The organism is Streptomyces sparsogenes, assembly GCF_001704635.1.
Lineage (GTDB): Bacteria > Actinomycetota > Actinomycetes > Streptomycetales > Streptomycetaceae > Streptomyces > Streptomyces sparsogenes.
In genome coordinates, this window is sequence record NZ_MAXF01000118.1 from 1 (window position 1) to 25,753 (window position 25,753).

Below are 25,753 nucleotides of genomic sequence, written 5' to 3' on the forward strand. Positions count from 1 at the left end.
GGGGTCGGGTGTCGAGTTTGGTGTCGAAGACCCGGAACCCCCGCCGCCGGTAGTTGTCCAGCGCGTACGGCCCGTCCTTGCTGCAGGTGTGCAGCCACACCCGCTTGGTCGGCGGCCGCCCCGGCCACCGCTCGGCCAGGTCCCAGGCCCGGGCGGTGCCCCGGCTCAGCAGGTGCCCGCCGATGCGCCGGCCGCGGAAGGCGGGCAGCAGCCCGAAGTACACGATCTCGACCACGCCCTCCTCCTGCCCCTCCAGCTCGATGTACCCGGCCGGGGTGCCGCGCTCGTACGCCACCCAGGTCTCGAGCCCGGGTCGCTCCAGCCACCCGCGCCACTGCTCGAGGCTCCACCCGAGCCGGTCCGTCCACGCGATGTCCGCGCCGACGGACCCGTAGAGGAAACGGCTGAACTCCGGCGAGGGGATCTCGGACCGGACGATCCGCACCCCCGCGGAGGCGGGAGGCTCCTGGGCCGGGGCGAGGTCCGCGGGCGAGGTCTGCTCCAGGGACCAGGTGGTGACCGTGATGCTCATGCGCCACATCTCATCACGGCCCGGACCTCACCCCACGGGCGAGGCTGCAACGCCGCGCAACCTTTGCGTACGGCTGTACGCCGCGCGGACAGTGGGAGCGGCGGAGGGCGGTACCGAGTCGGCGCGGCATCCCCTCCGCCGGTCACCGGCCGGCCACGGAGGGAAACACCGTGCGCCCCCGGCCGGCCCCGGGCGGATACCGTGAGAAGGTGCAGCCAGGGAAAGAACCGTCGAAGCCGTCCGGCCGGCTCCACAAGGCCCGCGCCTTGTACCGCAATGTGTCCAAGCGCAGGATGGCCTGGCTGCTGCTGAAGGACACCGTCAACTCCTGCATGGAGTACCGGGTCACCGGCCTGGCCGCCGAGGCCGCCTTCTTCACCCTGCTGTCGCTGCCGCCGCTGCTCCTCGGCCTGATCGGGCTCCTCGGCTACTTCGACGCGTGGACCAGCACCGAGACCGTGGCCACCATCCGGCAGAACATCCTCGACGCCTCGGGGACCGTCCTGTCCGACCAGGGGGTCAGGGAGATCGCCCGGCCGCTCCTGGACGACGTCATAGAGGGCGGGCGGCCCGATGTGATCTCGCTCGGCTTCGGCATCGCCCTGTGGTCCGGTTCGCGCGCGGTCAACGTCTTCGTCGACACCATCACCATCATGTACGGGCTCGAAGGCCGCCGCGGGATCGTCAGGACCCGGCTGCTGGCCTTCCTCCTCTACCTGGTCGCGCTGGTCATCGGGGCGGTGGCGCTGCCCCTGATGGTGATCGGCCCGGAGACCGTCGTGTCGCTGGTGCCCGCGAGCGGGGACCTCGTACGGATCCTGTACTGGCCCGTGGTCATCCTGCTGTCCGTCGCCTTCCTCACCACCCTCTACCACGTCTCCGTACCGGTGCGCTCGCCCTGGCGGGAGGACATCCCCGGCGCGCTCGTCGCCCTGACGATATGGGTGCTCGGCAGCTTCCTGCTGCGCATCTACCTGATCCACACCGTCGAGGGGCCGACGATCTACGGCTCGCTGGCCGCGCCCGTCGCGGTGCTGCTGTGGATCGGCGTGTCCGCCTTCGCGGTGCTCGTCGGCGCGGCCGTCAACGCCGCGATCGACCGGGTCTGGCCGTCGGTGGCGACCGCCGCCGGGCGCGCCGAGGCCGCCGCCCGGGCCCGGGACGAACTGGCCAGGCAGCGGGCCAGGGAGCAGCGCACGGCGGACGACGGGGCGGCGGAGATCACCCCGCCCTCGGAGTTCCCCGAGCGCTGGGCGCAGTTCCTGCCGCACGCCGACATACGGTCCCGGCTGCATCACCGGCGCACCCCGCGGCAGGGGTCGCGCACGCCGGAGAACGGCGGGAAGAAGCCCCCGCAGGAGCCACCGGCGGCCCAGAACGGCGCCTCCACGGACCCCGCGCCCGACGCCCGCCCCGACGCACGCTTCGAGGGGCGGACCGACGGCCGGCCCGGCAGCCAACCCGGCAGCCGCAGCGACAACCGGTCCGACGCCCGCCCCGGCTAGGCGGGTCAGATCCAGACGCGGGAGGCCAGGAGCCCCAATCCGGCCTCCGCCGCCTGGCGCCACACCCGCAGCGGCCCGTCCAGGAGCGCCGCGCCGTCCTCCTCGCCCGGCCAGTCGTCGATCCGGGCCAGCACCCGCTCACGCTCCGCACCGGCCACGGCGAGCGCGGCCTCGACCGCCGGAAGCAGGCGGTGCACCTCGCCGGCGGTGACCACGGCGTCCCCGGCCCAGCCGGGCAGCTTCTCCGCGCGCTCCGGCCCCAGGCCGTGGAAGAGGGCGGCCACCGGGTTGGCCTTGCGCACGGACTCGACGAACGGCTGGACCGTGTCGCCGTCGATCCGGTCCCACCAGTTCATGACGTGGAGCTTCCCCGTGGTGTCCATGGCGTCGAAGGCCGAGTCGCCGACCATGTTGTACAGGTGCAGCGCCTCCTCGGTGGTGTAGCCGTCCTCGCGCCGCACCGGCACCGCGCCACCGCCACGCGCCGCGTCGCGCTCCCAGCGCCACCAGGACCCCACGGCCGACGAGCGCGCCGCCGTGGCCTCGATGGCGGGCGAGGCCAGCGGGGCGAGCTCCGCGACGTCCGCGTCGTCCAGCGCCCCCACCAGCCACAAACCGGACATCCCCATGCCGCGCCCTCCATCACCGCGTCTGTGCTCGAACGGAGGTTCCACGGTGTCATGCCCCGCCGACACCCCGGCTGGGCCCATCGGGTGACAGGCGCGTGGCAGGTGGCCCACCTGCCGCCCGGGGTGCTCGACCTGCCCCCGCTCAGATGACACCGTCTCCAGGCATGGACCACAGCGCCCGAACGCGGAACGTGCGCCCGAGGCTGCTGCTCGCCAGCGCCACCATGCTCTTTGTCGAGCTGGCGCTGATCAGGTGGACCGGCGCCAACATCGTCCACCTCAGCTACTTCTCCAACTTCATCCTGCTGGGCTCGTTCCTCGGCATCGGTCTGGGGTTCCTGATCCCCGCCGGGCGCGGCCAGTGGCTGCCCCGCTGGGCGCCCGTGCCGCTCGCCGTCCTCGTCGTCCTGGTGCGGGAGTTCCCCGTGCAGGTACGGCAGACCAGCGGGGAGGTCATCTACTTCACGGCCGTGAAGACCACCGGCCTGCCCCAGTGGGTGACCCTGCCCATCCTGTTCGGCCTCGTCGCGCTCATCATGACCGCGATCGGCAAGATGACGGCGGACCTGTTCCGGCAGCTTCCGTCGCTGGAGGCCTACCGCTACGACCTGCTGGGCTCGCTGTGCGGGTCGCTCTCCTTCGCGGCGCTGTCCTGGCTGCGCGCCCCGTCCGTGGTGTGGGGGGTCCTCGCCGCGGCGGCGCTGCTGGTCCTGGGCGGGCGGCACCACACCGTCCGGTACGCGGTGCCGCTGGCCGTCATGGTGGCGGCGCTGACCCTGGAGTCGATGGCCAGTGGCATCTCCTGGTCCCCGTACTACAAGATCGAGGTCAAGCGTCCGACCACGGGCAGCCGGGACTACAAGATCTCCGCCAACGGGGTGCCGCACCAGAGCATCGCGCCGCTGAAGGTGCTGCGGCGCTCCGACTCCCCGTACGAGGAGCCCTACCGGGAGACACCGGCCAACCCGCACCGCCGCGTCCTGGTCATCGGCGCGGGCAACGGCAACGACGTCGCCGTCGCGCTCGCCCACGGCGCCCGGCGGGTGGACGCCGTCGAGATCGACCCCAGGCTCCGGGAGATCGGCGCCGACCTGCACCCCGACCGGCCGTACGACGACCCCCGGGTGCACGTCCACATCGACGACGGCCGGGCCTTCCTCGAGCGCACCGACGCCCGCTACGACCTGGTGGTCCTCGCGCTGCCGGACTCCCTGACCCTGGTGTCCGGGGCCAGCAACCTCCGCCTGGAGAGCTATCTGTTCACCCGGCAGGCGTTCGAGGCCGCGCACCGCCACCTGGCCCCCGGCGGCGCGTTCGCCATGTACAACTACTACCGGCAGAACTGGCTCATCGACCGCTACGGCTCCACCCTCGCCGGGGTCTTCGGACACGCGCCCTGCATCACCCACTACGGCGGCAAGAAGGCCGCCATCCTGGTGGCCGGCGTCACCCCCGGCGACCAGCGGTGCGGCAGCACCTGGCGGCCCTCCGGCCAGGTGCCCGCGGCCGCCACCGACGACCATCCCTTCCCGTACCTGCTGCACCGCACCATCCCCAGCCTCTACCTCGGGGTGCTCGGCGCGATCCTGCTCGTGACCATGGTGTCGGTGCGGCTGACCGGGGTCCGGATCAGGCGCACCCTCAAGTACACCGACACGTTCCTGCTCGGTGCCGCCTTCATGCTGCTCGAGACCAAGAACGTGATCGGCTTCGCCCTCTACTTCGGCACCACCTGGCTGGTCAACGCCGTGGTCTTCGCGGGGGTCATGCTGGCCGTGCTGTGCGGGGTCGAGGCGCGGCGCCGGATGCGCCGGGTCAACCAGCCCGCGCTGCAACTCCTGCTGTTCGCCACCCTCGCCGTGTCCTGGCTCGTCCCCACCCACCTGGTGCTCGGGCTGCCCTTCGCCGCGCGCCTGGCGGCGGCGATCGCCCTGGCCTTCGCCCCGATCTTCTTCGCCAACGTCATCTTCTCCGACCGCCTGGCCGCCGCCCCCGACCCCACGGCGGCCTTCGGGGCCAACCTGCTGGGCGCGCTCACCGGCGGCACCCTCGAATACCTCGCGCTCGTCACCGGGTACCAGGCGCTGCTCCTCGTCGTCGCCGTGCTGTACGCGGGCGCGTGCGTCGCCATGCGCTTCACCCGCCGCGGCCCGGGCTCGCCCGGGCCCGTCGAACAGCGCACGGCGGAGCCCACCGCACGTCCCTGAGAAGCGCCCCCGAGCAGTGGCCCGGGTGAACGCGCGGCGTCGGCCGCGGGCCCGGCGACCTCACCGGCGGAAAAACGCGTGGCGCGGCCGTGGCGCCCGGGCTACAGTGAGCGCGTTCCGAGCGGCGCTCGGGACACCCGGGGACGTCCTGTGACGCCCCGTGATGTGCTGTGTCGGACCGAGCGATACCCGGGAGGTGTGAACGATGGCTGTTGTCGCGATGGGCGCTGCCCGCTTCCAGGAGTTCATCAATCCCACTCCCGTGGCCACCGGCTGACCTTCTCTCAACACCTTCCGCGCCCACGCGCGCGACAGTCGGGGCCGCCCTGCGAAGGGTCCCCCTTGAACCACTCTCCTTCTTCTTCCTCCTCCTCCGATTTCTCCGCCTCGCCGCGACCGCTGACCGCATACGGATGGGACGACGGGTGGCAGGCCGAGTTCGCCCCCCACGCCGAGCGGGGGCTGGTGCCCGGGCGTGTCGTACGGGTCGACCGCGGTCTGTGCGACGTCCTCACCGCCGAGGGCACCGTGCGCGCCGACACCGAGTTCGTCGTCCCCCGCGACCCGATGAAGGTCGTGTGCACCGGGGACTGGGCCGCGGTGGACGCGGCAGGCGACCCCCGGTACGTACGGGCCCTGCTGCCGCGCCGGACCGCCGTGGTGCGGTCCACGTCGTCGCAGCGCTCCGAGGGACAGGTGCTGGCCGCGAACGTCGACCACGCGGTGCTGGCCGTCTCCCTCGCCGCCGAGCTGGACCTGGGGCGCCTGGAGCGGTTCCTCGCGCTGGCCTGGGAGAGCGGGGCCCAGCCGATGGTCGTGCTGACCAAGGCGGACCTGGTGCCCGACCCCGTGACGCTGGCCCACCTCGTGTCCGACGTGGAGACCGCCGCGCCCGGCGTGCAGGTGCTGACCGTCAGCTCCACCGCCGGCGAGGGACTCGACGTGCTCGGCGCCGTGCTCGCCTCGGGCACCTCCGTGCTGCTCGGCCAGTCCGGCGCCGGCAAGTCCACGCTCGCCAACGCCCTGCTGGGCGAGAGGGCGCAGGACGTCCGGGAGGTCCGGGACAGCGACGGCAAGGGGCGGCACACCACGACCACCCGCGACCTGCTGCCCCTGCCGTCGGGCGGCGTCCTCATCGACACGCCCGGGGTGCGCGGGGTCGGGCTGTGGGACGCCGGAGAGGGCGTCGCGCAGGCGTTCTCGGAGATCGAGGCGCTGGCCGAGGAGTGCCGCTTCCACGACTGCGCCCACCAGGCGGAGCCGGGCTGCGCGGTGCTCGCCGCCATCGAGGACGGCACCCTGCCCGAACGCCGCCTGGACAGCTACCGCAAGCTGCTGCGCGAGAACCAGCGCCTCGCGGCGCGCACCGACGAGCGGCTGCGGGCCGAGCTGCGGCGGACCTTCAAACAGCGGCAGGCCCTCGGGCGGCACATGATGGAACGCAAGCGGGGCCCGATGCGCAAGCCGTAACCGCTGCTCCCGGGTGGATCCGGCACGCCTCGGATCCACCTGCGGACCCGTGGTTCATGTGGCCCGCACCGGTTACTTGGGGCCAGGATGGCCCAAGGAACCGAAAGCCCGGCCGGACGCCGGAGCCGGGAAGAGAGCGAGTTGCATGATGGCCGCCACGGAAGAGTACGACGTCATCGTCCTGGGCGCGGGACCGGTCGGCGAGAACGTCGCCGACCGGACCCGCGCCGCCGGGCTCTCCACGGTGATCGTGGAGAGCGAACTGGTCGGCGGCGAGTGCTCGTACTGGGCCTGCATCCCCAGCAAGGCGCTGCTGCGCCCGGTCATCGCGCGCGCCGACGCGCGCCGTCTGCCCGGGCTGCGGCAGGCGGTCGACGGCCCGCTGGAGAACGCGGCCGTCTTCGGGCGCCGCGACGAGTACGTCGCGCACTGGAAGGACGACGGCCAGGTCAGCTGGCTCGACTCGATCGGCGTGGACCTGGTCCGCGGACACGCCCGGCTGGCCGGCCCCAAGCGGGTCGTGGTGACCGGCGCGGACGGGCAGGAGCACCACCTCACCGCCCGGCAGGCGGTCGCCGTGTGCACCGGCAGCGACGCCGCGCTGCCCGGCCTGCCCGGGCTCGCCGAGGTCCGGCCCTGGACCAGCCGCGAGGCCACCAGCGCCTCCACCGTGCCCGGGCGGCTGGCCGTGGTCGGCGGGGGCGTGGTCGCCACCGAGATGGCCACCGCCTGGCAGGCGCTCGGCTCGGAGGTCACCGTCCTGGTCCGGGGCTCCGGCCTGCTGGAGCGCATGGAGCCCTTCGTGGGCGAACTCGTCGCCAAGTCGCTGACCGAGGCCGGGGCCCAGGTCCGCACCGGCACCTCGGTGACCGGCGTACAGCGGGACACCCCGGACGGGCCGGTGACCCTGACCCTGGCCGGCGGGGAGCGGCTGGAGGCCGACGAGGTGCTGTTCGCCACCGGGCGCACCCCGCGCACCGGCGACATCGGGCTGGAGACGGTCGGCCTCGAACCGGGCGCCTGGCTGCGGGTGGACGACAGCTGCCGGGTGTCGGACGTCCCGGGCGGCTGGCTGTACGCCGTCGGCGACGTCAACCACCGCGCGCTGATGACCCACCAGGGCAAGTACCAGGCCCGCATCGCGGGCGCGGCCATCGGCGCCCGCGCCCAGGGCGTGCCGCTGCTGGAGACCGACCCCTGGGGCGCCCACGCGGCCACCGCGGACACCGCAGCCGTGCCGCAGGTCGTGTTCACCGACCCCGAGGTCGCCGCCGTCGGGCTCACCGCCGCCCAGGCGGAGGCCGACGGCCGCCGGGTCCGGGTCGTCGACTACGACCTCGCCCGGGTCTCCGGCGCCGGGCTCTACGGCGAGGGCTACCGGGGCCAGGCCCGCATGGTCGTCGACCTCGACCGGGGCCACCTGATCGGCGTCACCTTCGTCGGCCCGGGCGTCGGCGAGCTGCTGCACTCGGCCACGGTGGCGGTCGCGGGCGAGGTCCCCCTGGAACGGCTGTGGCACGCGGTCCCCGCGTTCCCGACGATCAGCGAGGTGTGGCTGCGGCTGCTGGAGACCTATCGGGGGTAGACGCCGCTCAGGCCTGGTTCCCGTGGGCGGTCCGCTGGGGAACCATGGAGGGCATGAGCCAGCAGGGGGACCGGCGCGGTCACGAGGACGAGTGGTGGGGCGAGTTGTACCGCCGGGACACCGACGACGTGGGGCCCGCGACGGCGGGGGACTCGGTCGACGACCGTTTCGACTCCGCCTCCCGCACGGTCGCCGGCCCCCCGCCCGCACCAACCCCCTCCCCGCCTCCCGTCCCCGCCCCGGCCTCGTCCCCCGCCCCCGGAGCCCCCTGGGGTCCACCCGCCCCGCACCACCCCACCCGGCCGCCCCGGCCCGGCCCCGCGCCGGGGCCGGGCGGGCCGCCTCCCGCCGACGCGTTCGAGCCGGGCGTGTTGCCGTGCGCCGACGCGTACGAGTGGGCCGACCTCGGGCCGGACACCGTCCTCGACGGCGCCCGCTGTGGAGCCGCCACGCTGCGCGCCGTCTCCTCCCGCGGCGAGTCGGCCCGTCGTCGCGGCGAGCCGCGGCAGGACGCGCTGCTCACCGCGCGCTTCGGGGCCGGGCCCGGCGGGCTGGTGCTGGTGGCGCTCGCCGGCGGGGCGCCGGGGGCCGTGGCGGCCCAGCGGGCGGCGCGCGAGGTGTGCGAGTGGATCGCCCGGGCGGTCGGCCGCAGTCACGCGCGGCTGGTGGAGGACATACGCACCGGGAACCGCGACGCGCTCAAGTCCGGACTGCACCGGCTCACCGACCGGGCCCTGGGCCGGTTGCGGGCCCGCGCGGCCGAGCTGGGCCTGGACCCGGCCGAGTACGCCGCCTCGCCGCGCTGTCTGCTGCTGCCCATCGACCCCGACTGCCGTACCCGCGTGGTCTTCGGCGCGGGCGACGGCGGCCTCTTCCGGCTGCGTGGGGGCGCCTGGCAGGACCTGGAGCCCGCCGCACCGGCGCCGGAGGCGGAGGCCGCGGGCGACGTCCCGGCCCCCGCCGTCCCCTTCCGCTTCCGGGCCTCCATAGCCCGCCCGGGCGATGTGCTCCTGATGTGCGGCGGCGGGCTCGCCGAGCCGCTGCGCGCCCGGCCCGCGCTCGCCGGACACCTGGCGCAACGCTGGACGGACGCGGAACCGCCGGGGCTCGCCGCGTTCCTCGCGGACGCCCGGACGAGGGTCGAGGGCTACGCCGACGACCGTACGGCGGCCGCCGTCTGGGAGGCGTGAGCGCGCGGTCCGTGGGTTGATGGAGCCAGGGCCCGGCCGCACCCGTACAGCCGGACCCGTACGACCGGCCCGTAGAGACCGACCCGTACAGACCGATCCGTACAGACGGACCCGGTATCCACACCGGCCGCGCACGCCCCTGGGCCGCGTGAGCCACGACCCGGACGGAAGGCGCGCGATGGGCAAGCAGACCGTGGCCGAGCAGTTCGTGGACCTCCTGGCGCGCGCCGGGGTGCGCCGGCTGTACGGGGTCGTCGGAGACAGCCTCAACCCCGTGGTCGACGCGGTCCGCCGCAACGCGGCCATCGACTGGATCCAGGTCCGCCACGAGGAGTCCGCCGCCTTCGCCGCCGGCGCCGAGGCCCAGCTCACCGGCCGCCTCGCGGCCTGCGCGGGCTCCTGCGGGCCGGGCAATCTGCACCTGATCAACGGCCTGTACGACGCGCACCGCTCGATGGCCCCGGTCCTCGCCCTGGCCTCGCACATCCCCAGCAGCGAGATCGGCTCCGGCTACTTCCAGGAGACCCACCCGGACCGGCTGTTCGGCGAGTGCAGCCACTACTGCGAGCTGATCTCCAGCCCGCGGCAGATGCCGAGGGTGCCGCAGACCGCGATCCAGCACGCCGTCGGCCGCAGCGGCGTCAGCGTGGTGGCGCTGCCCGGCGACATCGCGGCGCTGCCGGCGCCCGAGCGGGCGGAGGAGCACGCCCTGGTCACCACCCGCCCCTCGGTGCGCCCGGGCGACGCCGAGATCGACGCGCTCGCCCGGATGGTGGACGCGGCCGACCGGGTGACGCTCTTCTGCGGCAGCGGCACCGCCGGGGCGCACGCCGAGGTGATGGCCTTCGCCGAGCGGGTGAAGGCCCCGGTGGGGCACGCGCTGCGCGGCAAGGAGTGGATCCAGTACGACAACCCGTACGACGTCGGCATGAGCGGTCTGCTGGGCTACGGCGCGGCGTACGAGGCCACCCACGAGTGCGACCTGCTGATGCTGCTGGGCACCGACTTCCCGTACAACGCGTTCCTGCCCGACGACGTGAAGACCGTGCAGGTCGACGTCCGGCCCGAGCACCTGGGCCGCCGCTCCAAGCTGGACCTGGCCGTGTGGGGCGATGTGCGCGAGACGCTGCGCTGCCTGACGCCGAAGGTGCGTGCCAAGACGGACCGCCAGTTCCTGAACCGGATGCTGAAGAAGCACGCGGACGCGCTGGAGGGCAAGGTCAGGGCGTACACCCGCCGGGTGGACAAGCACATCCCGATCCACCCGGAGTACGTGGCGTCGGTGCTGGACGAGGAGGCGGCCGGCGACGCGATCTTCACCGTCGACACCGGCATGTGCAATGTGTGGGCGGCCCGCTATCTGACCCCCAACGGCCGCCGCCGCGTCATCGGCTCGTTCACCCACGGCTCGATGGCCAACGCGGTGCCGCAGGCGATCGGCGCCCAGTTCCTCGACCGCGGCCGCCAGGTGGTCTCGATGTCCGGCGACGGCGGTTTCGCCATGCTGATGGGCGACTTCCTCACCCTCGTCCAGTACGACCTGCCGGTGAAGGTGGTGCTCTTCAACAACTCCTCGCTGGGCATGGTGGAGCTGGAGATGATGGTCTCGGGCCTGCCCTCGTACGGCACCACCAACCTCAACCCCGACTTCGCGGAGATCGCCCGCGCCGCCGGGGCGTACGGCGAGCGCGTGGAGAAGCCCAAGCACCTGCGGGCCGCGCTGCGCTCCGCCCTGCGCTACAAGGGGCCCGCGCTGCTGGACGTCGTCACCGACCCCAACGCGCTGTCCATCCCGCCGAAGATCCGGGCGGAGATGGTGACGGGCTTCGCGCTCTCCGCGAGCAAGGTCGTGCTGGAGGGCGGGGTGGGCCGGATGGTGCAGATGGCCCGCTCGAACCTGCGGAACCTGCCCCGGCCCTGACCCCGCCCCCCTTGCCTCCCTACCGCGCTGCTGCCTGCCGCGCTACGCGGGCGTGAGCCTGAGGGTGACGATCTCGTGCGGGCGCAGGCTCAGGGCCAGCCCGCCCTCGCCGGTGGCCGCCTCGTGCAGCGGCCGCTCCAGCAGGTCCGTCACCTGGGCGCTGACCACCGGGAAGGCGGTGGTGAGCGTGGCCGCCGCCCGCCCGCCGCGCGACTCGTACAGCCGCACCACCACATCGCCGCTCCGGTCCTCCGCCAGCTTGACCGACTCCACGGTCACCGCCGGATGGTCGACGCCGATCAGGGAGGGCAGCACCGGGCCCGCGGGGAGGGCGCGCGGCGGCAGATTGAGCGCCAGGCCCTCGGCGACCGCGTCGCCCACCTCGGCGCCGGGCAGCAGCGCGTAGCCGAAGCGGTGGGTGCCGAGGTCGGTCTCGGGGTCGGGGCTGTGCGGGGCGCGCAGCAGGGTCAGCCGCACGGTGGTGCCCAGCACCCGCCCTCCCCCGTCGCCTTCCCCGCCCCCGTCGTTCTCCCCGGCGCCGGCGCCCTCCACGGCGTGCTCCGTACGGGTCACATCGTGGCCGTACGTCGAGTCGTTGAGCAGCGCCGCGCCGTAGCCGGGCTCGGCGACCCGCAGCCAGCGGTGGGCGCAGATCTCGAACCGGGCCGCGTCCCAGCTGGTGTTGGTGTGCGTGGCGCGGTCCACATGCCCGAACTGGATCTCGGAGGTGGACACCTTGGCGTGGATGTCCAGCGGGAAGGCCGCCTTGAGGACCTTCTCCGACTCCTGCCAGTCCACCTCGGTGGTGATGTCCAGCCGGCGGCTGCCCCGGCTGAGCCGGATCTCCTGGGTGATCCGGGAGGCCCCCGACGCGCCGAAGACGCGCACCACCCGCACCGCGGCGCGCAGCGGCCCGGACTCGACCAGCTCGACGGACTCGGCGTCGGTGAGGTCGGTGTGGACCCGGCGGTAGTGGCGGTCGATGTCCCAGGCGTCGTACTCGTTCGGGTGGTCGGGGTGCAGCTGGAGGAGGTTGCCGCGGGCGCCGGGCGCGATCAGCTCCCGGTCGGCCGCGAGGTCCACCACGGAGGTGAGCAGCCCGTCGCCGTCGATCACCACCCGCAGCAGGTCGTTGTCCAGCACGATCGTGCGCCCGTCGCTCAGCGCGCCGACCGGCACCTCGGACGCGCCGGCCGCCGGCGTGTCGCCGTGCACGGCCGACGCGCCCAGCGCGGGCAGCCGCACCGCGACCGCGGCGCGCCCGTCCTCCAGCGGCTGCACCGGCGCGCCCGGCGGCAGGGCCGCCGCCGTCGGCGCGTCGAGCGTGACGACCTCCTCGCGCGCGTACGGGGAGGCGTTCAGCACCACCGGCCCCTCCGACGCGCCGCCGAGCGCGGCCACCGCCGCGGCGACGATCCGCTCAAGATCGGCGCGGACCCGCTCGTAGGTGTCGCGGGCCTCCCGGTGCACCCAGGCGATCGAGGAGCCCGGCAGGATGTCGTGGAACTGGTGCAGCAGCACCGTCTTCCAGATCCGGTCAAGATCCTCGTACGGATAGGCGTACCCGGGGGCCCGCAGCGCGGCGGCCGTCGCCCACAGCTCCGCCTCCCGCAGCAGGTGCTCGCTGCGCCGGTTGCCCTGCTTGGTCTTGGCCTGGGTGGTGTACGTGGCCCGGTGCATCTCCAGATACAGCTCGCCGGACCACACCGGCGCCTTGGCCGCGTACTCCCGCTCGGCCTCCGCGAAGAACGCCGACGGCCGCTCGATCTCGACGCGCGGCGAGCCCTCCAGTGACTTGAGCCGCCGCGCCTTCTCCAGCATCTCCCGGGTGGGGCCGCCACCGCCGTCGCCGTAACCGAAGGGGACGAGGGAGCGGGTCGCCAGCCCCTTGTCGGCGAAGTTCCGCTCCGCGTGGGCCAGCTCGCTCGCGTGGAACTGGGCGTTGTAGGTGTCCACCGGCGGGAAGTGGGTGAACACCCGGGTGCCGTCGATGCCCTCCCACCAGAACGTGTGGTGCGGCATCTTGTTCGACTGGTTCCAGGACAGCTTCTGGGTGAGGAACCACCGCACCCCCGCCAACTTCGCCAGCTGCGGGAACGCGGCGGTGTAGCCGAAGGAGTCCGGCAGCCAGATCTCCTCGGTGTCCACCCCCAACTCCTCCAGGAAGAACCGCTTGCCGTGCACGATCTGCCGCGCCAGCGCCTCCCCGCCGGGCATGTTGGCGTCCGATTCGACCCACATCGAGCCGACCGGGGCCCAGTTGCCCTCCGCCACCGCCTTCTTGATCCGCTCCCAGATGTGCGGCTGGTGCTCCTTCACCCACGCGTACTGCTGCGCCTGCGAGCAGGCGAAGACCAGCTCCGGGTACTCGCCCGCGAGCGCGGTGACGTTCGCGAACGTACGGGACGCCTTGCGCACGGTCTCGCGCAGCGGCCACAGCCACGCCGAGTCGATATGGGCGTGTCCGGTCGCCGACACGCGGTGGGCGCTGGCGTGGGCGGGGCGGCTGAGCACCTCGGCCAGGGCGGCGCGCCCGGCCGCGGCGGTGCCCGGCACATCATGGAGGTCCAGCGCGTCCAGCATGTTCTCCAGCGCGCGGAGTATCTCGTGGCGCCGCGGCCGGTCCACGGGCAGCTCGCGCATCAGCTCGGACAGCACCTCGATGTCCAGCACCAGGTGCCAGACCTCCTCCTCCAGCACGGCCAGGTCCGCCGAGGCGAAGCGGTACAGCGGCCGGTCCCCGGCGGTCAGCACATCGCCCAGCTGGGTCGGCTCGAAGCCGTCGCGCAGCACGGCCGGGTTGGCGGCCGCCTCCAGCAGCAGCCGCACCGGCTCGCCGCCCGCCGCCGGGGCGGCGACGGGGATGTGGCGGTTCCGCGGGTGGATGCCCTTGATCGGCACCCCCTCCGCGTCGTACACCAGCCCCTCGGCCTGGAAGCCGGGCGCGTCGCCGGTGAAGCCGGGGTCGATGACGGCCTCGACCCGCCGTCCCGCCCACGCCTCGGGCACCTCCCCCTCGAGCCGGAACCACCAGGTGGACCACGGCGAGCCCCAGTCGGTGCCGGTCTCGAATGGCTCGTAGGACCCCTTCAGCGCGTCGCGCACCGGCACCGGCTCGCCGGGGGTGCGCCACGCGGACAGCGTGAGCGGGGCGCGCGCCGAGTACTGGGCGGGCCTGATGAACTGGTGCAGCGCCCGGTCGAGGCGCCCTTCCACCAGCGATCGGTCGTCGTGCATGCGCGGCTCTCCTCGGGATCGGCGCTCGGCGGATCAACACCCCGATCACTTCCCGCGGTGTGTGGGCGCCAACACGCGGGAAGCATTCCCGTGAGCGTGTTCGACGACAATTCGACGCTGGCCGCGCCACGGGCGGCCGGGGCGGGGGAGGATGAAGCGTCAGCCTGCACGTCGGGGCGGGGCGGCCGGGCGGCCGGAAGCGGGGGCTGTGGCCATCGAGAGCGAGCGGGGCCCGGCCCTCAGCAAGCGATTACGCGGCGGCGAGCTGCCCGGGGTGGCGGAGGTGCGGGCGGGCCTGCGCGAGCTGCTGCGCCACTGGGGCGAGCCGGGCCGGAGGGACGTGGCCGAGCTGCTCGCCAGTGAGCTGGTCACCAACGCGCTGGTGCACACCGACGGCGGGGCGCACCTCACGGCCACGCTCGGCGCGGGTCCGGGGGCCCTGCTCTGCGGCCGATTACGGGTCGAGGTGCGGGATTTCGCCTCCCGGCATCCGACGCCGCGCGTCCAGGTGTCGGAGGAGGGCACCTCCGGGCGCGGACTGATGCTGGTCCACTCGCTGGCGGACGCGTGGGGGGTGCGGGCCCACGGCGTGGGGAAGGCGGTCTGGTTCGAGCTCGACGCGCGGTGCGGGTGAGGCACGGCGCGGGAGACACCCCCGAGGCTCGGCGCGCGGTCGGGGCGAGGTGCGGCGCGCGGTGCGCCGCGCGGTCGGCGTGAGGTGCGGCGCGCGGTGCGGGTGAGGTGCGGCGCGCGGGAGACGGCGCCGGAGGTTCGAGGCGCGGTGTGGGGGAGAGGAGCCTGTCCGGCGGGGGCGGGAGAGGAGCCCGGCTCCCCGTCCCGCCCACCCGGCGGTCAGCCGAAGGCCCGCTCGATCTGCGCGAGCTTCTCCTCGAGGGAGTCGAGCCGCGGCATGGTGAGCGTGTCGTCCTCGGCGGTGAGGTCGATGGTCCGCGGCCGCTCGGCCGCGCGGTCGCCGACGGTTCCGGCGGTGGCGTCGTCAGCGTCGCCCGCGGACCGCAGCGCGGGCCGGGAAGCGGGCGCGGGCAGCTGCCCCTTTTCCAGCGAGGGTGAGTTTTCCAGCGAGTTCTCCGGTATGGCAGGCTCCGATGTGAGCGCGGGCTGCGGGGAGGACCCGGTGACCTCCACCTGACGGCCACCACGCCGGCCCCAGCTGCGGTGCTGCCGGTTCAGCGCCCGGATCCTGGCCCGGTCCAGCTTCTCCTGCTCGCGCCTGCGCTGCCGGTTCAGCTCCTTCTCCCTGCGGTCCTCGCGGACCTCCTCGACGGCCTCGTCCAGGGTGCGGACGCCCTCGAGCAGCATCAGCGACCAGGCGGCGAAGGTCTCGCGGGGCGCGCGCAGCCAGCGCACGATACGGATCTGCGGCAGCGGCCGCGGCACCAGACCCTGCTCGCGCAGCGCCGCCCGGCGGGTCTGCTTCAGTGCGCGGTCGAAGAGCACCGCGGCCGACAGCGACATGCCGGCGAAGAACTGCGGCGCCCCCGCGTGGCCCATGCCGCGCGGCGCGTGCACCCAGTTGAACCAGGCCGCGGCGCCGGCGAACAGCCACACCAGCAGCCGGGAACCGAGCGCGGCGTCACCGTGGCTCGCCTCGCGCACCGCGAGGACCGAGCAGAACATCGCGGCGCCGTCGAGCCCGAACGGCACCAGGTACTCCCAGCCGTTCGTGAGGGCGAGGTTCTCGCGTCCGAAGCCCACCAGGCCCTGGAAGGAGAGCGCGGCCGCCACCCCCGCGCAGCAGAACAGCAGCACGTACGAGGCCATGCCGTAGATGGCCTCCTTGCGCCGCCGGCGCTCCTCGCTGCGCTCCCAGGAGTCGGTGGTGGCGTTGTCGTCCTTGCTGTTGCGGCCGCGCGCGAGCACTGTCACCGCTCCCACGACGCCGACCAGCACCACGACGGCCGGGAGGCCCCAGCTCGATATGTCGGTCAATCTCATCCGGTGTCCCTTGCCTGGCTTCCGTGAAGTTCTGGCCGCAGTACCCGGCCTACTCGCGCGACATCTTGGCGCAAACCTCGCTTGCCCCGAGTGGTTTCCGGACAAGAGGCCGCCAATTCGGCGGGGGGACACGCGGATAGGTGCGATACGGTTCGAACGCTCGCGCTGTGCAAGCGGCTTGCATTCTATTCATGGAACCCGATCGGGCGTAAACGGGTCTCTGAGCTTGCGTCAGGGTGCTCGATGTGCGCCCTTGTGCTGTGTTCCGTTAGCGTTGCCTTAAATACGGCGTCCGAGGGGTTTGACCTCACGTGACCTCCGCATATGGTTTCCAGCGGACGTCGGGAGGAGCCGAGGTGGAGCAGGCCAGAGCCGGAACGGCGGCGGAGCCGCCCCCAAGTCCCGGCACCCCTTGCCCCGGCGGGACCACCCCACGGCCCCGGCGCCACTCGGTGCGCGGGCAGATCCTGGACGCCCTGCGGGACGCGCTGGTCGGCGGCGAGCTCGCCCCCGGCGAGGTGTACTCCGCGCCGGCCCTCGCCGAGCGCTTCGGCGTGTCCCCCACCCCCGTACGGGAAGCCATGCAGCAGCTCGCGGGGGAGGGGGCCGTCGAGGTGGTGCCCAACCGCGGATTCCGGGTGGCCCGGCGCAGCGCGCGCGAGCTGGCCGAGCTGGCCGAGGTCCGGGCGCTGCTGGAGGTCCCCGTGATGCTCAGCCTCGCCGAGGCGATCGCCCCCGAGCGCTGGGCGGGGCTGCGGCCCTTCGCCGAGGCGACGGCCGCGGCGGCGGCGAAGGGGGACCGCGCGGCGTACCTGGAGGCGGACCGCACGTTCCACCAGGCGGTTCTCAGCCTGGCCGGAAATCAGCAGCTCGTCGTCGTGGCCGACGAACTGCACCGCCGGGCGCAGTGGCCCCTGGTCGGCGGCCAGATCGTCCGCACCGCCGACCTCATCGCCGACGCGGCCGAACACACGGCCCTGCTCGACGCGCTGACCGAGCGGGATCTCGACGCGGTCGAGTCCCTGGTGCGCGACCACTTCAACGGCGGCGACTGACGCTCGCGCGCGCCGGCGCCCGAGCCTCCCCCACCCCACCCCTTCCGGAGAAGGCGGATCGCCGGGAAAGCGAAGAGGCGGAGGCGAACCGAGCCCTAAGGGCAGCGGGGCCTCGGTCACGCCGGCGTGGAGGGGGTGCGTGCTAACTGGTCGGCGAGCCACACCGGGACGCCGCCCAGCAGCCGCACCAGGCGGACCGCCTCCGTGCGCAGGCGGGTGGCCTCCGGCTCCTCCTCCACTTCGGCCAGGGCCGCCAGGGCCGGGGCGATGCCGATCAGATAGCCCAGCTCTTCCCGGATGCGCAGCGATTCGGCGAAGCCGCGCCGGGCCTCGACCACCTCGCCCTCCTGCTCCGCCATCGCGGCGAGGTGGCGCCAGGTGAACGAGCGCAGCAGCTCGTCGCCGTGGTTGGCGGCCCCGGCGTGGGCGCGCTGGAAGGCGGCCTGGGCGCCGGTGGGGTTCTGGGACAGGTGCTGGGCGATCAGGCCGCGGCGGAAGTCGAGCAGCGGGCGGGTCGGCGAGCCGGGGCCGAGCAGCGCGGCGGCGCGCCCGAGCGCGGTGCGCGCCTCGTCGGCGCGGTCGCGCGCCCCCAGCAGCGTGGCGGCGTACGCGAGGTAGCCGCGCTCGCAGGCCGTGGCGCCCCGCTCGTCGTCGGTGAGGGCGAGCGCCTCCGCCGCCCGCAGGGCGTCCTCGGCGGCCTCCCACCCCTCGGAGGTGTACATGCAGCGCTCGATCAGCACCGCGCTCCGCTTGAGTGCGGCCGAGGTGTCGGTTATCGCGCGGGGGGCGAGCAGGGCGGCGGCGTCGTGCCAGCAGCCGCGCGACCGCAGCCGCCATACCGCCGTGTCCAGGGGGTCGTCCACGCGACCCGGACGGAGATCAGAATCGGAGTCCGACGATCCAGGTGGTGACATGGCGGTGTCCGCCACATTGCCCTCCCCAAGCGCGCCATCGAGCCGGAAGCTGTGATCCGAATCTCAGCATGAATGCGAGGGCCCGGCCAAGGGGTCGGTGTGAATGAATTCACAAACACTTGGAAAACCGGTGAGTCCTTGACAGGCGCGAGCTGCCGCCCCCGCGAACCCGCGTTCGCTCTGCCCAGCAGCTCAGCCCGGCAGCTCAGCTCATCCGCAGGGCCAGGAAGAAGTCCACCTTGTCCTCGAGCCGCGCCAGGTCACGCCCCGTCAGCTGCTCGATCCGCCCCACCCGGTACCGCAGCGTGTTGACGTGCAGATGCAGCCGGGCCGCGCAGCGCGTCCAGGAGCCGTCGCAGTCCAGGAACGCCTCGAGCGTGGGGATCAGCTCGGCGCGGTGGCGGCGGTCGTAGTCGTGCAGGGGGTCGAGCAGCCGGGCGGTGAAGGCGCGGCGGACGTCGTCGGGTACGAAGGGGAGCAGCAGGACGTGGGAGGCGAGCTCCTGGTGGCCCGCCGCGCAGACCCGGCCCGGGCGGGCGGCGGCGACCCGCCGGGCGTGTCGCGCCTCTTCGAGGGCGCCGCGCAGCCCTTCGGCGGACTGGACGGTGGCGCTGACGCCGAGCGTCAGCCGCCCGTCGCCGTCCAGCCCCCGGAAGAGCGGTTCCCGGACGGCGGCGAGCAGCGCGTCAGCGTGGAGCCCGGCCTCGAAGCCGTACGCCCGCTCGGCGCCGCCGCTCCCGGCGGCCGTGTCGCCGCCGGTGTCGCCCCTCGCACCACTCGCCGTACCAGTTGCCGTACCGCCCGCCGGGGCCGCCGCCGCGCCGTCGGCCGGCGCGGGCAGCGGGACGAGCGCGACCGCCTCCTCGCCGGTGTGCGCCACCGCGATCCGGTCCGAGGGCTCGGGCCCGCCGGCCTCCGGGTCGACCAGCACCTCTTCGAGCAGCGACTGGGCCACCGGGCCGCCCGGCGCCGGGGGAGCCTCGCCCTCCCACTCCACGCGGGCCACCACCACCTGCCAGTGCGGCGCCGTGCCCAGGCCCGGCAGCAGGACGGGGGCGGCTACCCGCAGCCGGGCCGCGACCTCGGCGGGCGGCGCGCCCGACTGGACCAGCTCCAGCACCTCCTGGGCCAGCCGGCGCCGTACGGTGCGGGCGGCGTCCCTGCGGTCCCGCTCCACGGCGATGAGCTGGGTGACGCCGTGCAGCAGGTCAAGCCGCTCCTCCGGCCAGTCGCCGGCGTCCGCCCCGACCACCAGCAGCCAATCGGACAGCACGGTCTCGCGCACGTCCCCGGAGCCGGCGGGGCCGCGGTCGCTGCCGCGGATCGGGAAGAGGGAGTACGTGGCGCCGTCGGCGGCGGTCACGCGGTGCGGGCCGCGCCGGCCGGAGCGCTGGGCGGCCAGGTGCTCGCCCGCGAGCTGGGCGCGGACCGCGGCCGGCAGCTCGGGCGCGCCCCCGGGGCCCACCGCCCCCGCGCCCCCGGGGCCCACCGTCCCCGCGCCCCCGGGCCCGGCGGCCGCCGGGCCACCGGACGCCGCGACGGTCGGCACCGCGATCCGGCGGCCGGTGGAGGAGAGCACCCAGGCGGGCAGGTCCAGGTCGGAGGCGAGCAGGTCGAGCACGACCTCCGGGCCACCCCCCGCGGGCCCCGAGGTCATCAGCCGCCGGTGCCGGTCCACGACGGCCGCCAGGTCCCCGGCCCGCTCCCCGGAGACCCGGCGCACCACGTACTCGGTGATCGACGCGAACGCCACGTCCTCCACCACCGAGAACAGCGGCAGCCGGTGCCGCGCGCAGGCCAGCACCAGGTCCTCGGGCACGGAGCCCAGCTCCGCCTCACCCGCCGCGAGCCCGGCGACCTGGGCCTCCACCAGGATCCGTACGAACCGCTCGGAGTCATCCGGCTCCCGCCGCCACGCCAGACCGGTCAGCACCAGCTCGCCACCGGACAGATAGCGGCTCGGGTCGCGCAGGTCGGTGGTCATCACGCCGCGCACGGTGCGGTCCAGCTCCTCCTCGCCGCCCAGCAGGCGCAGCCCCAGGGCGTCGGTCTCCAGCAGTGCGCGCAACCGCATGTCGTCGCCAGCAATCCTCGTGTGTCGCCGGTGGAAGTCCTCGCAGTCCTCGCCGCTTCGGTGGCTACCGCCGAGCTTTCCACTCCCCGTCTTTCGTTCGAATCTACAAGACCCGCCCGCCGGCCAGCCAACCGCTTCATGTCTTCGGTGACTGCACCAGGTGGCCCATACCTCGGTCTACTGGCGGCAAGCCGCGTGCCCGGCGGGAGAGCCGAAGAGCAGAGTGCTGGGGGACACACCCCGGAGAGACCGGAGAGAAGGGACGCCCATGGAGTTCCTCCGCCCCGCCAGGTGGGACGAAGCGCTCGCCGCGAAGGCCGCGCACCCCACCGCCGTGCCGCTCGCGGGCGGGACCGATGTCATGGTCGAGCTCAACTTCGACCGGCGGCGCCCCGATCACCTCCTCGACCTCGGCCGCATCCCCGAGCTGCACACCTGGGAGACCGGCCCGGAGACCGTGCGGCTGGGCGCCTGCGTGCCGTACGCGCGGATCATCGAGCGGCTGCCCGGCGAGCTGCCGGGGCTGGCGCTCGCCGCGCGCACCGTCGGTTCGCCGCAGATCCGCAACCGGGGCAGCGTCGGCGGCAACCTCGGCGCCGCCTCCCCGGCCGGTGACGCGCACCCCGCGCTGCTCGCCGCCGGGGCCGAGGTGGAGGTGGCGTCGGTGCGCGGCAGCCGCCTGATCCCGGTCGAGGAGTTCTACACCGGCGTGAAGCGCAACGCCCTGGCGGACGACGAGCTGATCAGGGCGATCCACATCCGCAAGGCCACCGGACCGCAAGCGTTCTCCAAGGTCGGCACGCGCAACGCCATGGTCATCGCCGTCTGCGCGTTCGCGATCGCCCTGCATCCGCGCACCCGTACGGTGCGGACGGGCATCGGGTCGGCCGCGCCCACCCCGGTCCGGGCGCGCGCCGCCGAGGACTTCCTGAACGCCGCCCTCGCCGAGGGCGGCCACTGGGACGGCGGCCGGGCCGTCACCCCGTCGATCGCCGGGCGGTTCGCCGAGCTGTGCGCCGCCGCCTGCGACCCGATCGACGATGTGCGCGGCAGCACGGCGTACCGCCGCCACGCGGTGTCCGTCATGGCCCGCCGCACGCTCGGCTGGACCTGGGAGGCGTTCCGCGAGGGCGGGGCCATCACCGGAGGAGGCGCACAGTGCGCGTGACGTTCACGGTCAACGGGCGGCGGCACCAGGCCGACGAGGTGTGGGAGGGCGAGTCGCTGCTGTACGTGCTGCGCGAGCGGCTGGGCCTGCCGGGCTCCAAGAACGCCTGTGAGCAGGGAGAATGCGGCTCCTGCACGGTCCGGCTCGACGGGGTTCCGGTGTGTGCCTGCCTGGTGGCGGCCGGTCAGGCCGAGGGCCGCGAGGTGGTCACGGTGGAGGGCCTGGCGGAGTACGCGCGGGCTCGGAGCGACGGGGCGGCGGCCGGGGCCCGGAGCGAGCGGGCGGCGGGCGACGGGACACCCGCGCAGCCACCCGTCCAGCCGCCCCCGCTCGCCCCCGTCCAGCAGGCCTTCATCGACGCCGGCGCCATCCAGTGCGGCTTCTGCACCCCCGGACTGCTCGTCGCCGCCGACGAGCTGCTGGAGCGCGAACCCGACCCCTCCGACGCCGACATCCGCGAGGCGCTCTCCGGCAACCTGTGCCGCTGCACCGGCTACGAGAAGATCCTCGACGCGGTGCGCCTGGCCGCCGCGCGCGGCGCGGAGACGAGGCCATGACCATGGACACCGACCGCATCACCACCTCCACCTCCACATCCGGCCGCGCTCCCGCCCGAACCGCCACCGAGCTGCGCCAGGGCGCCACCGCCAAGGGCACCATCGGCGAGTCCACGCCACGCCCCGACGGCACCCTCAAGGCCACCGGCGAGTTCGCGTACTCCTCCGACCTGTGGCACGAGGACATGCTGTGGGGCTTCACCCTCCGCAGCCCGCACGCCCACGCCGAGATCCGCTCCATCGACATCGGCGAGGCGCTGGCCATGCCCGGCGTGCACACCGTCATGACGTACGCCGACCTCCCCGCCGAGACCCACTACGGCCTGGAGATCCGCGACCAGCCCGTGCTCGCCGCCGGCCGGGTCCGCTACCACGGCGAGGCCGTCGCGATCGTCGCCGCCGACCACCCCGAGACCGCGCGCCGCGCCGCCGCCCGGATCAAGGTCGAGTACGCCGAGCTGCCGCTGGTCACCGACGAGGCCACGGCCACCGCGCCCGGCGCGCCCGTGCTCCACCCCGGCCGCGCCGACCGCCACGCCGGCGGCGTCCCGCACCCCAACATCGTCCACCGCCAGCCCATCAGGCGCGGCGACGTCGCCGCCGCCGAGGCCCGCGCCGAGGTGGTGGTGCGCCGGGACTACGAGGTCGGCATGCAGGACCAGGCCTTCCTCGGCCCGGAGTCCGGTCTCGCCGTGCCCGCCGAGGACGGCGGCGTCGACCTCTACATCGCCACCCAGTGGCTGCACGTGGACCGCGACCAGCTCGCCCCCGTCCTGGGCCTGCCCGCCGACAAGGTCCGGCTGACCCTGTCCGGCGTCGGCGGGGCCTTCGGCGCCCGCGAGGACCTGTCCATGCAGGCCCACGCGTGCCTGCTGGCGCTGCGCACCGGCCGGCCCGTCAAGATCGCCTACAACCGGTACGAGTCCTTCTTCGGCCATGTCCACCGCCACCCCGCCAAGCTCGCCTACGAGCACGGCGCGACCCGCGACGGCAAGCTGCTGTACGTCCGGTGCCGCATCGTCCTCGACGGCGGCGCGTACGCCTCCTCCTCCCCGGCGGTCGTCGGCAACGCCGCCTCGCTGTCCATCGGCCCGTACGCGGTGGACAACGTCGACATCGAGGCACTCGCGCTGTACTCCAACAACCCGCCCTGCGGCGCCATGCGCGGCTTCGGCGCCGTACAGGCATGCTTCGCCTACGAGGCGCAGATGGACGCGGTGGCGGCGGAGCTGGGCCTGGACCCGGTGGAGTTCCGGCAGCGCAACGCCATGTCCCAGGGCACGGTCATGCCGACCGGCCAGCGCGTCGACTCCCCGGCCCCGGTCGCCGAGCTGCTGCGCCGGGTCAAGGAGCGCCCCCTGCCGCCCGAGCGCCCCTGGGCGGACGCCGGGGGCTCCGTGGACGTACGGGGGCTGCCCGGCGGGCTGTCCAACACCAGCCACGGGGAGGGCGTGGTGCGCGGCGTCGGCTACGCGGTCGGCATCAAGAACGTCGGTTTCTCCGAGGGCTTCGACGACTACTCCACCGCCCGGGTGCGGCTCGAAGTGCTGGGCGGGGAGCCGGTCGCCCTGGTGCACACCGCCATGGCCGAGGTGGGCCAGGGCGGTGTGACCGTACACGCCCAGATCGCCCGCACCGAGCTGGGCGTCACCCAGGTCGTGATCCACCCGGCCGACACCCGGGTCGGCTCGGCGGGCTCCACCTCCGCCTCCCGCCAGACGTATATGACCGGCGGCGCGATCAAGCACACCTGCGAGGCGGTGCGCGAGGAGGTGTTCCGGCGCGGGCGGGAGCGGTTCGGCCACCGGCACCCCGGCTGGGCGGGCGACGCGGGACTGCTGCTGGAGGGCGGCAAGGTGGTCACCGGGGCGGGCGAGGTGATCGGCGACCTCGCCGAGATCCTCGGCGGGGACGCGATCGACATCGAGCGGGAGTTCCGGCACCGCCCGACCGAGCCCTTCCACCCCGAGACCGGGCAGGGCTTCGGCCACGTCCAGTACTCCTTCTGCGCCCACCGGGCCGTCGTGGACGTGGACACCGAACTCGGCCTGGTCAAGGTGGTCGAACTCGCGGCGGCCCAGGACGTCGGCAAGGCGCTCAACCCGCTGGCCGTCGTCGGCCAGATCCAGGGCGGTACGACCCAGGGGCTCGGGCTCGCGGTCATGGAGGAGATCCAGGTCTCCGGCGGGGCGCTGGTGCGCAACCCGTCCTTCACCGACTATCTGATCCCCACCATCCTCGACACGCCGAGCATCCCGGTGGACGTGCTGGAGCTGGCCGACGACCACGCTCCGTACGGGCTGCGCGGGGTCGGCGAGGCCCCGACGCTCTCCTCGACCCCGGCCGTGGTCGCCGCGATCCGGGCGGCGACCGGCCTGCGGCTGGGGCGCGTCCCCGTCCGGCCGGAACACCTGACAGGCACGTGACGGTTGTGGGTAGAGGTGACACAAAAGGGCGCGAAGGGTGCAAGGGGCGCGAGGGGCACAAGAGGGCCCGCCCGCCAGCCCGCGCGTCCGCCCGCCCCCTCCGGCGACCAAGGAGCTGAGCACCATGCTGGACATCGCTGCCGAGCTGCACCGCTGGTGTGAGGAGGGGCGCGACTTCGCCGTCGCCACGGTCGTGTCCGTCGGCGGCAGCGCGCCCCGGCAGCCGGGCGCCGCGCTGGCCGTGGACGCCGCGGGGACGGCGGTCGGCAGCGTGTCCGGCGGGTGTGTGGAGGGCGCGGTCTACGACCTGTGCCAAGACGCGCTGCGCACCGGGCGGGCCGTGCGGGAGAGCTTCGGCTACTCCGACGAGGACGCCTTCGCCGTGGGCCTGACCTGCGGCGGGATCATCGACATCCTGGTCACGCCGGTGCCCGCCGCCGACACCGGGCCGCGCCTCGTCCTCGCCGCCGCGCTGTCCGCCGCCGCCCACGGCCACCCGGCGGCGCTCGTACGGATCGTGGAGGGGCCGGCCGGGCTGCTGGGCCGCGCGCTGCTGGTGCGCCCCGACGGCTCGTACGAAGGGAGCCTCGGCCCGGCCCTGGACCGGACGGCGGCGGACGAGGCCCGCGCGCTTCTGGAGGCCGGGCGCACCGCCACCGTCACGGTCGGCGCGGACGGCGGCCGCTGCGGCGAGCCGCTCACCCTCCTCGTCGAGTCCGCCGTGCCCCCACCCCGGATGATCGTCTTCGGCGCGGTCGACTTCGCGGGCGCGCTGGTGCGGATCGGGAAGTTCCTCGGCTACCACGTGACGGTGTGCGACGCCCGGCCCGTCTTCGCGACCGCCCGGCGCTTCCCGGAGGCGGACGAGGTCGTCGTCGAGTGGCCGCACCGCTACCTGGACGCCACCGAGGCCGACGCCCGTACGGTCCTGTGCGTGCTCACCCACGACGCGAAGTTCGACATCCCGCTGCTGGAGCGGGCGCTGCGGCGGCCGCTCGCCTACGTCGGCGCGATGGGCTCGCGCCGCACCCACGAGGACCGGCTGCGGCGGCTGCGCGAGGCCGGGCTCGCCGACCGGGAACTGGCGCGGCTGCGCTCCCCGATCGGCCTGGACCTCGGCGCCCGCACCCCGGAGGAGACGGCCCTGTCCATCGCGAGCGAGATCGTCGCCACCCGGCGGGGCGGCAGCGGCACGCCCCTGACGGGGGCGCGGACCCCCATCCACCACGACGTTCCCGCGCCCCTGGGGCCGACCGGCCCGATCGGCTCGGTCGCCTGACGGAACGCCACCCGTTGGTGGGGGAGCGGTTCGGCCACTCGGCGGACG

Annotated in this window: 18 protein-coding genes; 12 read left to right on the plus strand and 6 right to left on the minus strand. The window is 74.4% G+C overall.

Annotated features, from left to right (window positions below; genetic code table 11):
• A partial coding sequence (locus BBH68_RS24280; RefSeq protein ID WP_065965617.1) for a GNAT family N-acetyltransferase occupies nt 1-532 on the minus strand: 532 nt, incomplete at its 3' end.
• Nucleotides 533-741: 209 nt separating this feature from the next.
• On the opposite strand from BBH68_RS24280, the gene BBH68_RS24285 reads away from it, so the two are divergent.
• A complete protein-coding gene (locus tag BBH68_RS24285; RefSeq protein ID WP_065965674.1) occupies nt 742-2,037 on the plus strand; it encodes a YihY/virulence factor BrkB family protein in 1,296 nt (431 codons plus the stop codon).
• 5 nt (nt 2,038-2,042) lie between these two features.
• On the opposite strand, the gene BBH68_RS24290 is transcribed toward BBH68_RS24285, so the two are convergent.
• A complete protein-coding gene (locus BBH68_RS24290; RefSeq protein ID WP_065965618.1) occupies nt 2,043-2,666 on the minus strand; it encodes a hypothetical protein in 624 nt (207 codons plus the stop codon).
• 164 nt (nt 2,667-2,830) lie between these two features.
• Here BBH68_RS24290 and BBH68_RS24295 point away from each other — a divergent pair, with 164 nt between their 5' ends.
• From BBH68_RS24295 to BBH68_RS24315, 5 genes are all read left to right on the plus strand, one after another.
• Nucleotides 2,831-4,873 carry a spermine/spermidine synthase domain-containing protein gene (locus BBH68_RS24295; RefSeq protein ID WP_065965619.1) on the plus strand — a complete coding sequence of 681 codons (2,043 nt, stop codon included), beginning with the start codon at nt 2,831-2,833 and terminating at the stop codon, nt 4,871-4,873.
• 342 nt (nt 4,874-5,215) lie between these two features.
• Entirely contained in the window at nt 5,216-6,343 is a 1,128-nt protein-coding gene (gene rsgA, locus BBH68_RS24300; RefSeq protein ID WP_065965620.1) for a ribosome small subunit-dependent GTPase A, read from the plus strand.
• A gap of 145 nt (nt 6,344-6,488) precedes the next feature.
• Entirely contained in the window at nt 6,489-7,928 is a 1,440-nt protein-coding gene (locus BBH68_RS24305) for a dihydrolipoyl dehydrogenase family protein (protein ID WP_104531393.1), read from the plus strand.
• A gap of 53 nt (nt 7,929-7,981) precedes the next feature.
• On the plus strand, nt 7,982-9,118 hold the full coding sequence (locus BBH68_RS24310) for a protein phosphatase 2C domain-containing protein (protein WP_065965621.1): 1,137 nt from the start codon (nt 7,982-7,984) through the stop codon (nt 9,116-9,118).
• Nucleotides 9,119-9,296: 178 nt separating this feature from the next.
• Entirely contained in the window at nt 9,297-11,039 is a 1,743-nt protein-coding gene (locus tag BBH68_RS24315; protein ID WP_065965622.1) for a pyruvate dehydrogenase, read from the plus strand.
• A 42-nt stretch (nt 11,040-11,081) separates the two neighbouring features.
• On the opposite strand, the gene BBH68_RS24320 is transcribed toward BBH68_RS24315, so the two are convergent.
• Nucleotides 11,082-14,276, minus strand: a complete 3,195-nt coding sequence (locus BBH68_RS24320) for an alpha-mannosidase (RefSeq protein ID WP_065965623.1) — start codon at nt 14,274-14,276, stop codon at nt 11,082-11,084.
• 151 nt (nt 14,277-14,427) lie between these two features.
• On the opposite strand from BBH68_RS24320, the gene BBH68_RS24325 reads away from it, so the two are divergent.
• Nucleotides 14,428-14,910 (plus strand): ATP-binding protein, encoded by a 483-nt coding sequence (locus tag BBH68_RS24325; protein ID WP_065965624.1) that lies wholly within the window; start codon nt 14,428-14,430, stop codon nt 14,908-14,910.
• 218 nt (nt 14,911-15,128) lie between these two features.
• On the opposite strand, the gene BBH68_RS24330 is transcribed toward BBH68_RS24325, so the two are convergent.
• A complete protein-coding gene (locus BBH68_RS24330) occupies nt 15,129-16,232 on the minus strand; it encodes a DUF2637 domain-containing protein (protein ID WP_065965625.1) in 1,104 nt (367 codons plus the stop codon).
• 356 nt (nt 16,233-16,588) lie between these two features.
• Here BBH68_RS24330 and BBH68_RS24335 point away from each other — a divergent pair, with 356 nt between their 5' ends.
• Entirely contained in the window at nt 16,589-17,287 is a 699-nt protein-coding gene (locus BBH68_RS24335) for a GntR family transcriptional regulator (RefSeq protein ID WP_065965626.1), read from the plus strand.
• A gap of 116 nt (nt 17,288-17,403) precedes the next feature.
• On the opposite strand, the gene BBH68_RS24340 is transcribed toward BBH68_RS24335, so the two are convergent.
• On the minus strand, nt 17,404-18,201 hold the full coding sequence (locus tag BBH68_RS24340; RefSeq protein WP_065965676.1) for a hypothetical protein: 798 nt from the start codon (nt 18,199-18,201) through the stop codon (nt 17,404-17,406).
• 205 nt (nt 18,202-18,406) lie between these two features.
• Complete coding sequence (locus BBH68_RS24345) at nt 18,407-20,275, minus strand: PucR family transcriptional regulator ligand-binding domain-containing protein (RefSeq protein WP_065965627.1); 1,869 nt, start codon at nt 20,273-20,275, stop codon at nt 18,407-18,409.
• A 268-nt stretch (nt 20,276-20,543) separates the two neighbouring features.
• Here BBH68_RS24345 and BBH68_RS24350 point away from each other — a divergent pair, with 268 nt between their 5' ends.
• From BBH68_RS24350 to BBH68_RS24365, 4 genes are all read left to right on the plus strand, one after another.
• The gene (locus BBH68_RS24350) at nt 20,544-21,443 is read left to right on the plus strand and encodes an FAD binding domain-containing protein (RefSeq protein WP_065965628.1); all 900 of its coding nucleotides are present in this window, start codon (nt 20,544-20,546) and stop codon (nt 21,441-21,443) included.
• A complete protein-coding gene (locus tag BBH68_RS24355) occupies nt 21,434-22,000 on the plus strand; it encodes a (2Fe-2S)-binding protein (protein ID WP_065965629.1) in 567 nt (188 codons plus the stop codon). Before BBH68_RS24350 ends, BBH68_RS24355 begins: the two co-directional genes overlap by 10 nt.
• Nucleotides 21,997-24,426 (plus strand): xanthine dehydrogenase subunit D, encoded by a 2,430-nt coding sequence (pucD, locus tag BBH68_RS24360; RefSeq protein ID WP_065965630.1) that lies wholly within the window; start codon nt 21,997-21,999, stop codon nt 24,424-24,426. Before BBH68_RS24355 ends, pucD begins: the two co-directional genes overlap by 4 nt.
• Nucleotides 24,427-24,550: 124 nt before the next feature.
• Nucleotides 24,551-25,705, plus strand: a complete 1,155-nt coding sequence (locus tag BBH68_RS24365; protein WP_065965631.1) for an XdhC family protein — start codon at nt 24,551-24,553, stop codon at nt 25,703-25,705.
• Nucleotides 25,706-25,753 lie beyond the last annotated feature (48 nt).

Bases quoted from the DNA above. Each gene is read 5' to 3' on its own strand.
- BBH68_RS24290 (WP_065965618.1), bottom strand. From the start codon at position 2,666: ATGGGGATGTCCGGTTTGTGGCTGGTGGGGGCGCTGGACGACGCGGAC.
- BBH68_RS24305 (WP_104531393.1), top strand. From the start codon at position 6,489: ATGATGGCCGCCACGGAAGAGTACGACGTCATCGTCCTGGGCGCGGGA.
- BBH68_RS24340 (WP_065965676.1), bottom strand. From the start codon at position 18,201: ATGTCACCACCTGGATCGTCGGACTCCGATTCTGATCTCCGTCCGGGT.
- BBH68_RS24315 (WP_065965622.1), top strand. From the start codon at position 9,297: ATGGGCAAGCAGACCGTGGCCGAGCAGTTCGTGGACCTCCTGGCGCGC.
- BBH68_RS24345 (WP_065965627.1), bottom strand. From the start codon at position 20,275: ATGCGGTTGCGCGCACTGCTGGAGACCGACGCCCTGGGGCTGCGCCTG.
- BBH68_RS24320 (WP_065965623.1), bottom strand. From the start codon at position 14,276: ATGCACGACGACCGATCGCTGGTGGAAGGGCGCCTCGACCGGGCGCTG.
- pucD (WP_065965630.1), top strand. From the start codon at position 21,997: ATGACCATGGACACCGACCGCATCACCACCTCCACCTCCACATCCGGC.
- BBH68_RS24295 (WP_065965619.1), top strand. From the start codon at position 2,831: ATGGACCACAGCGCCCGAACGCGGAACGTGCGCCCGAGGCTGCTGCTC.
- BBH68_RS24310 (WP_065965621.1), top strand. From the start codon at position 7,982: ATGAGCCAGCAGGGGGACCGGCGCGGTCACGAGGACGAGTGGTGGGGC.
- BBH68_RS24365 (WP_065965631.1), top strand. From the start codon at position 24,551: ATGCTGGACATCGCTGCCGAGCTGCACCGCTGGTGTGAGGAGGGGCGC.
- BBH68_RS24330 (WP_065965625.1), bottom strand. From the start codon at position 16,232: ATGAGATTGACCGACATATCGAGCTGGGGCCTCCCGGCCGTCGTGGTG.
- BBH68_RS24350 (WP_065965628.1), top strand. From the start codon at position 20,544: ATGGAGTTCCTCCGCCCCGCCAGGTGGGACGAAGCGCTCGCCGCGAAG.
- BBH68_RS24325 (WP_065965624.1), top strand. From the start codon at position 14,428: ATGAAGCGTCAGCCTGCACGTCGGGGCGGGGCGGCCGGGCGGCCGGAA.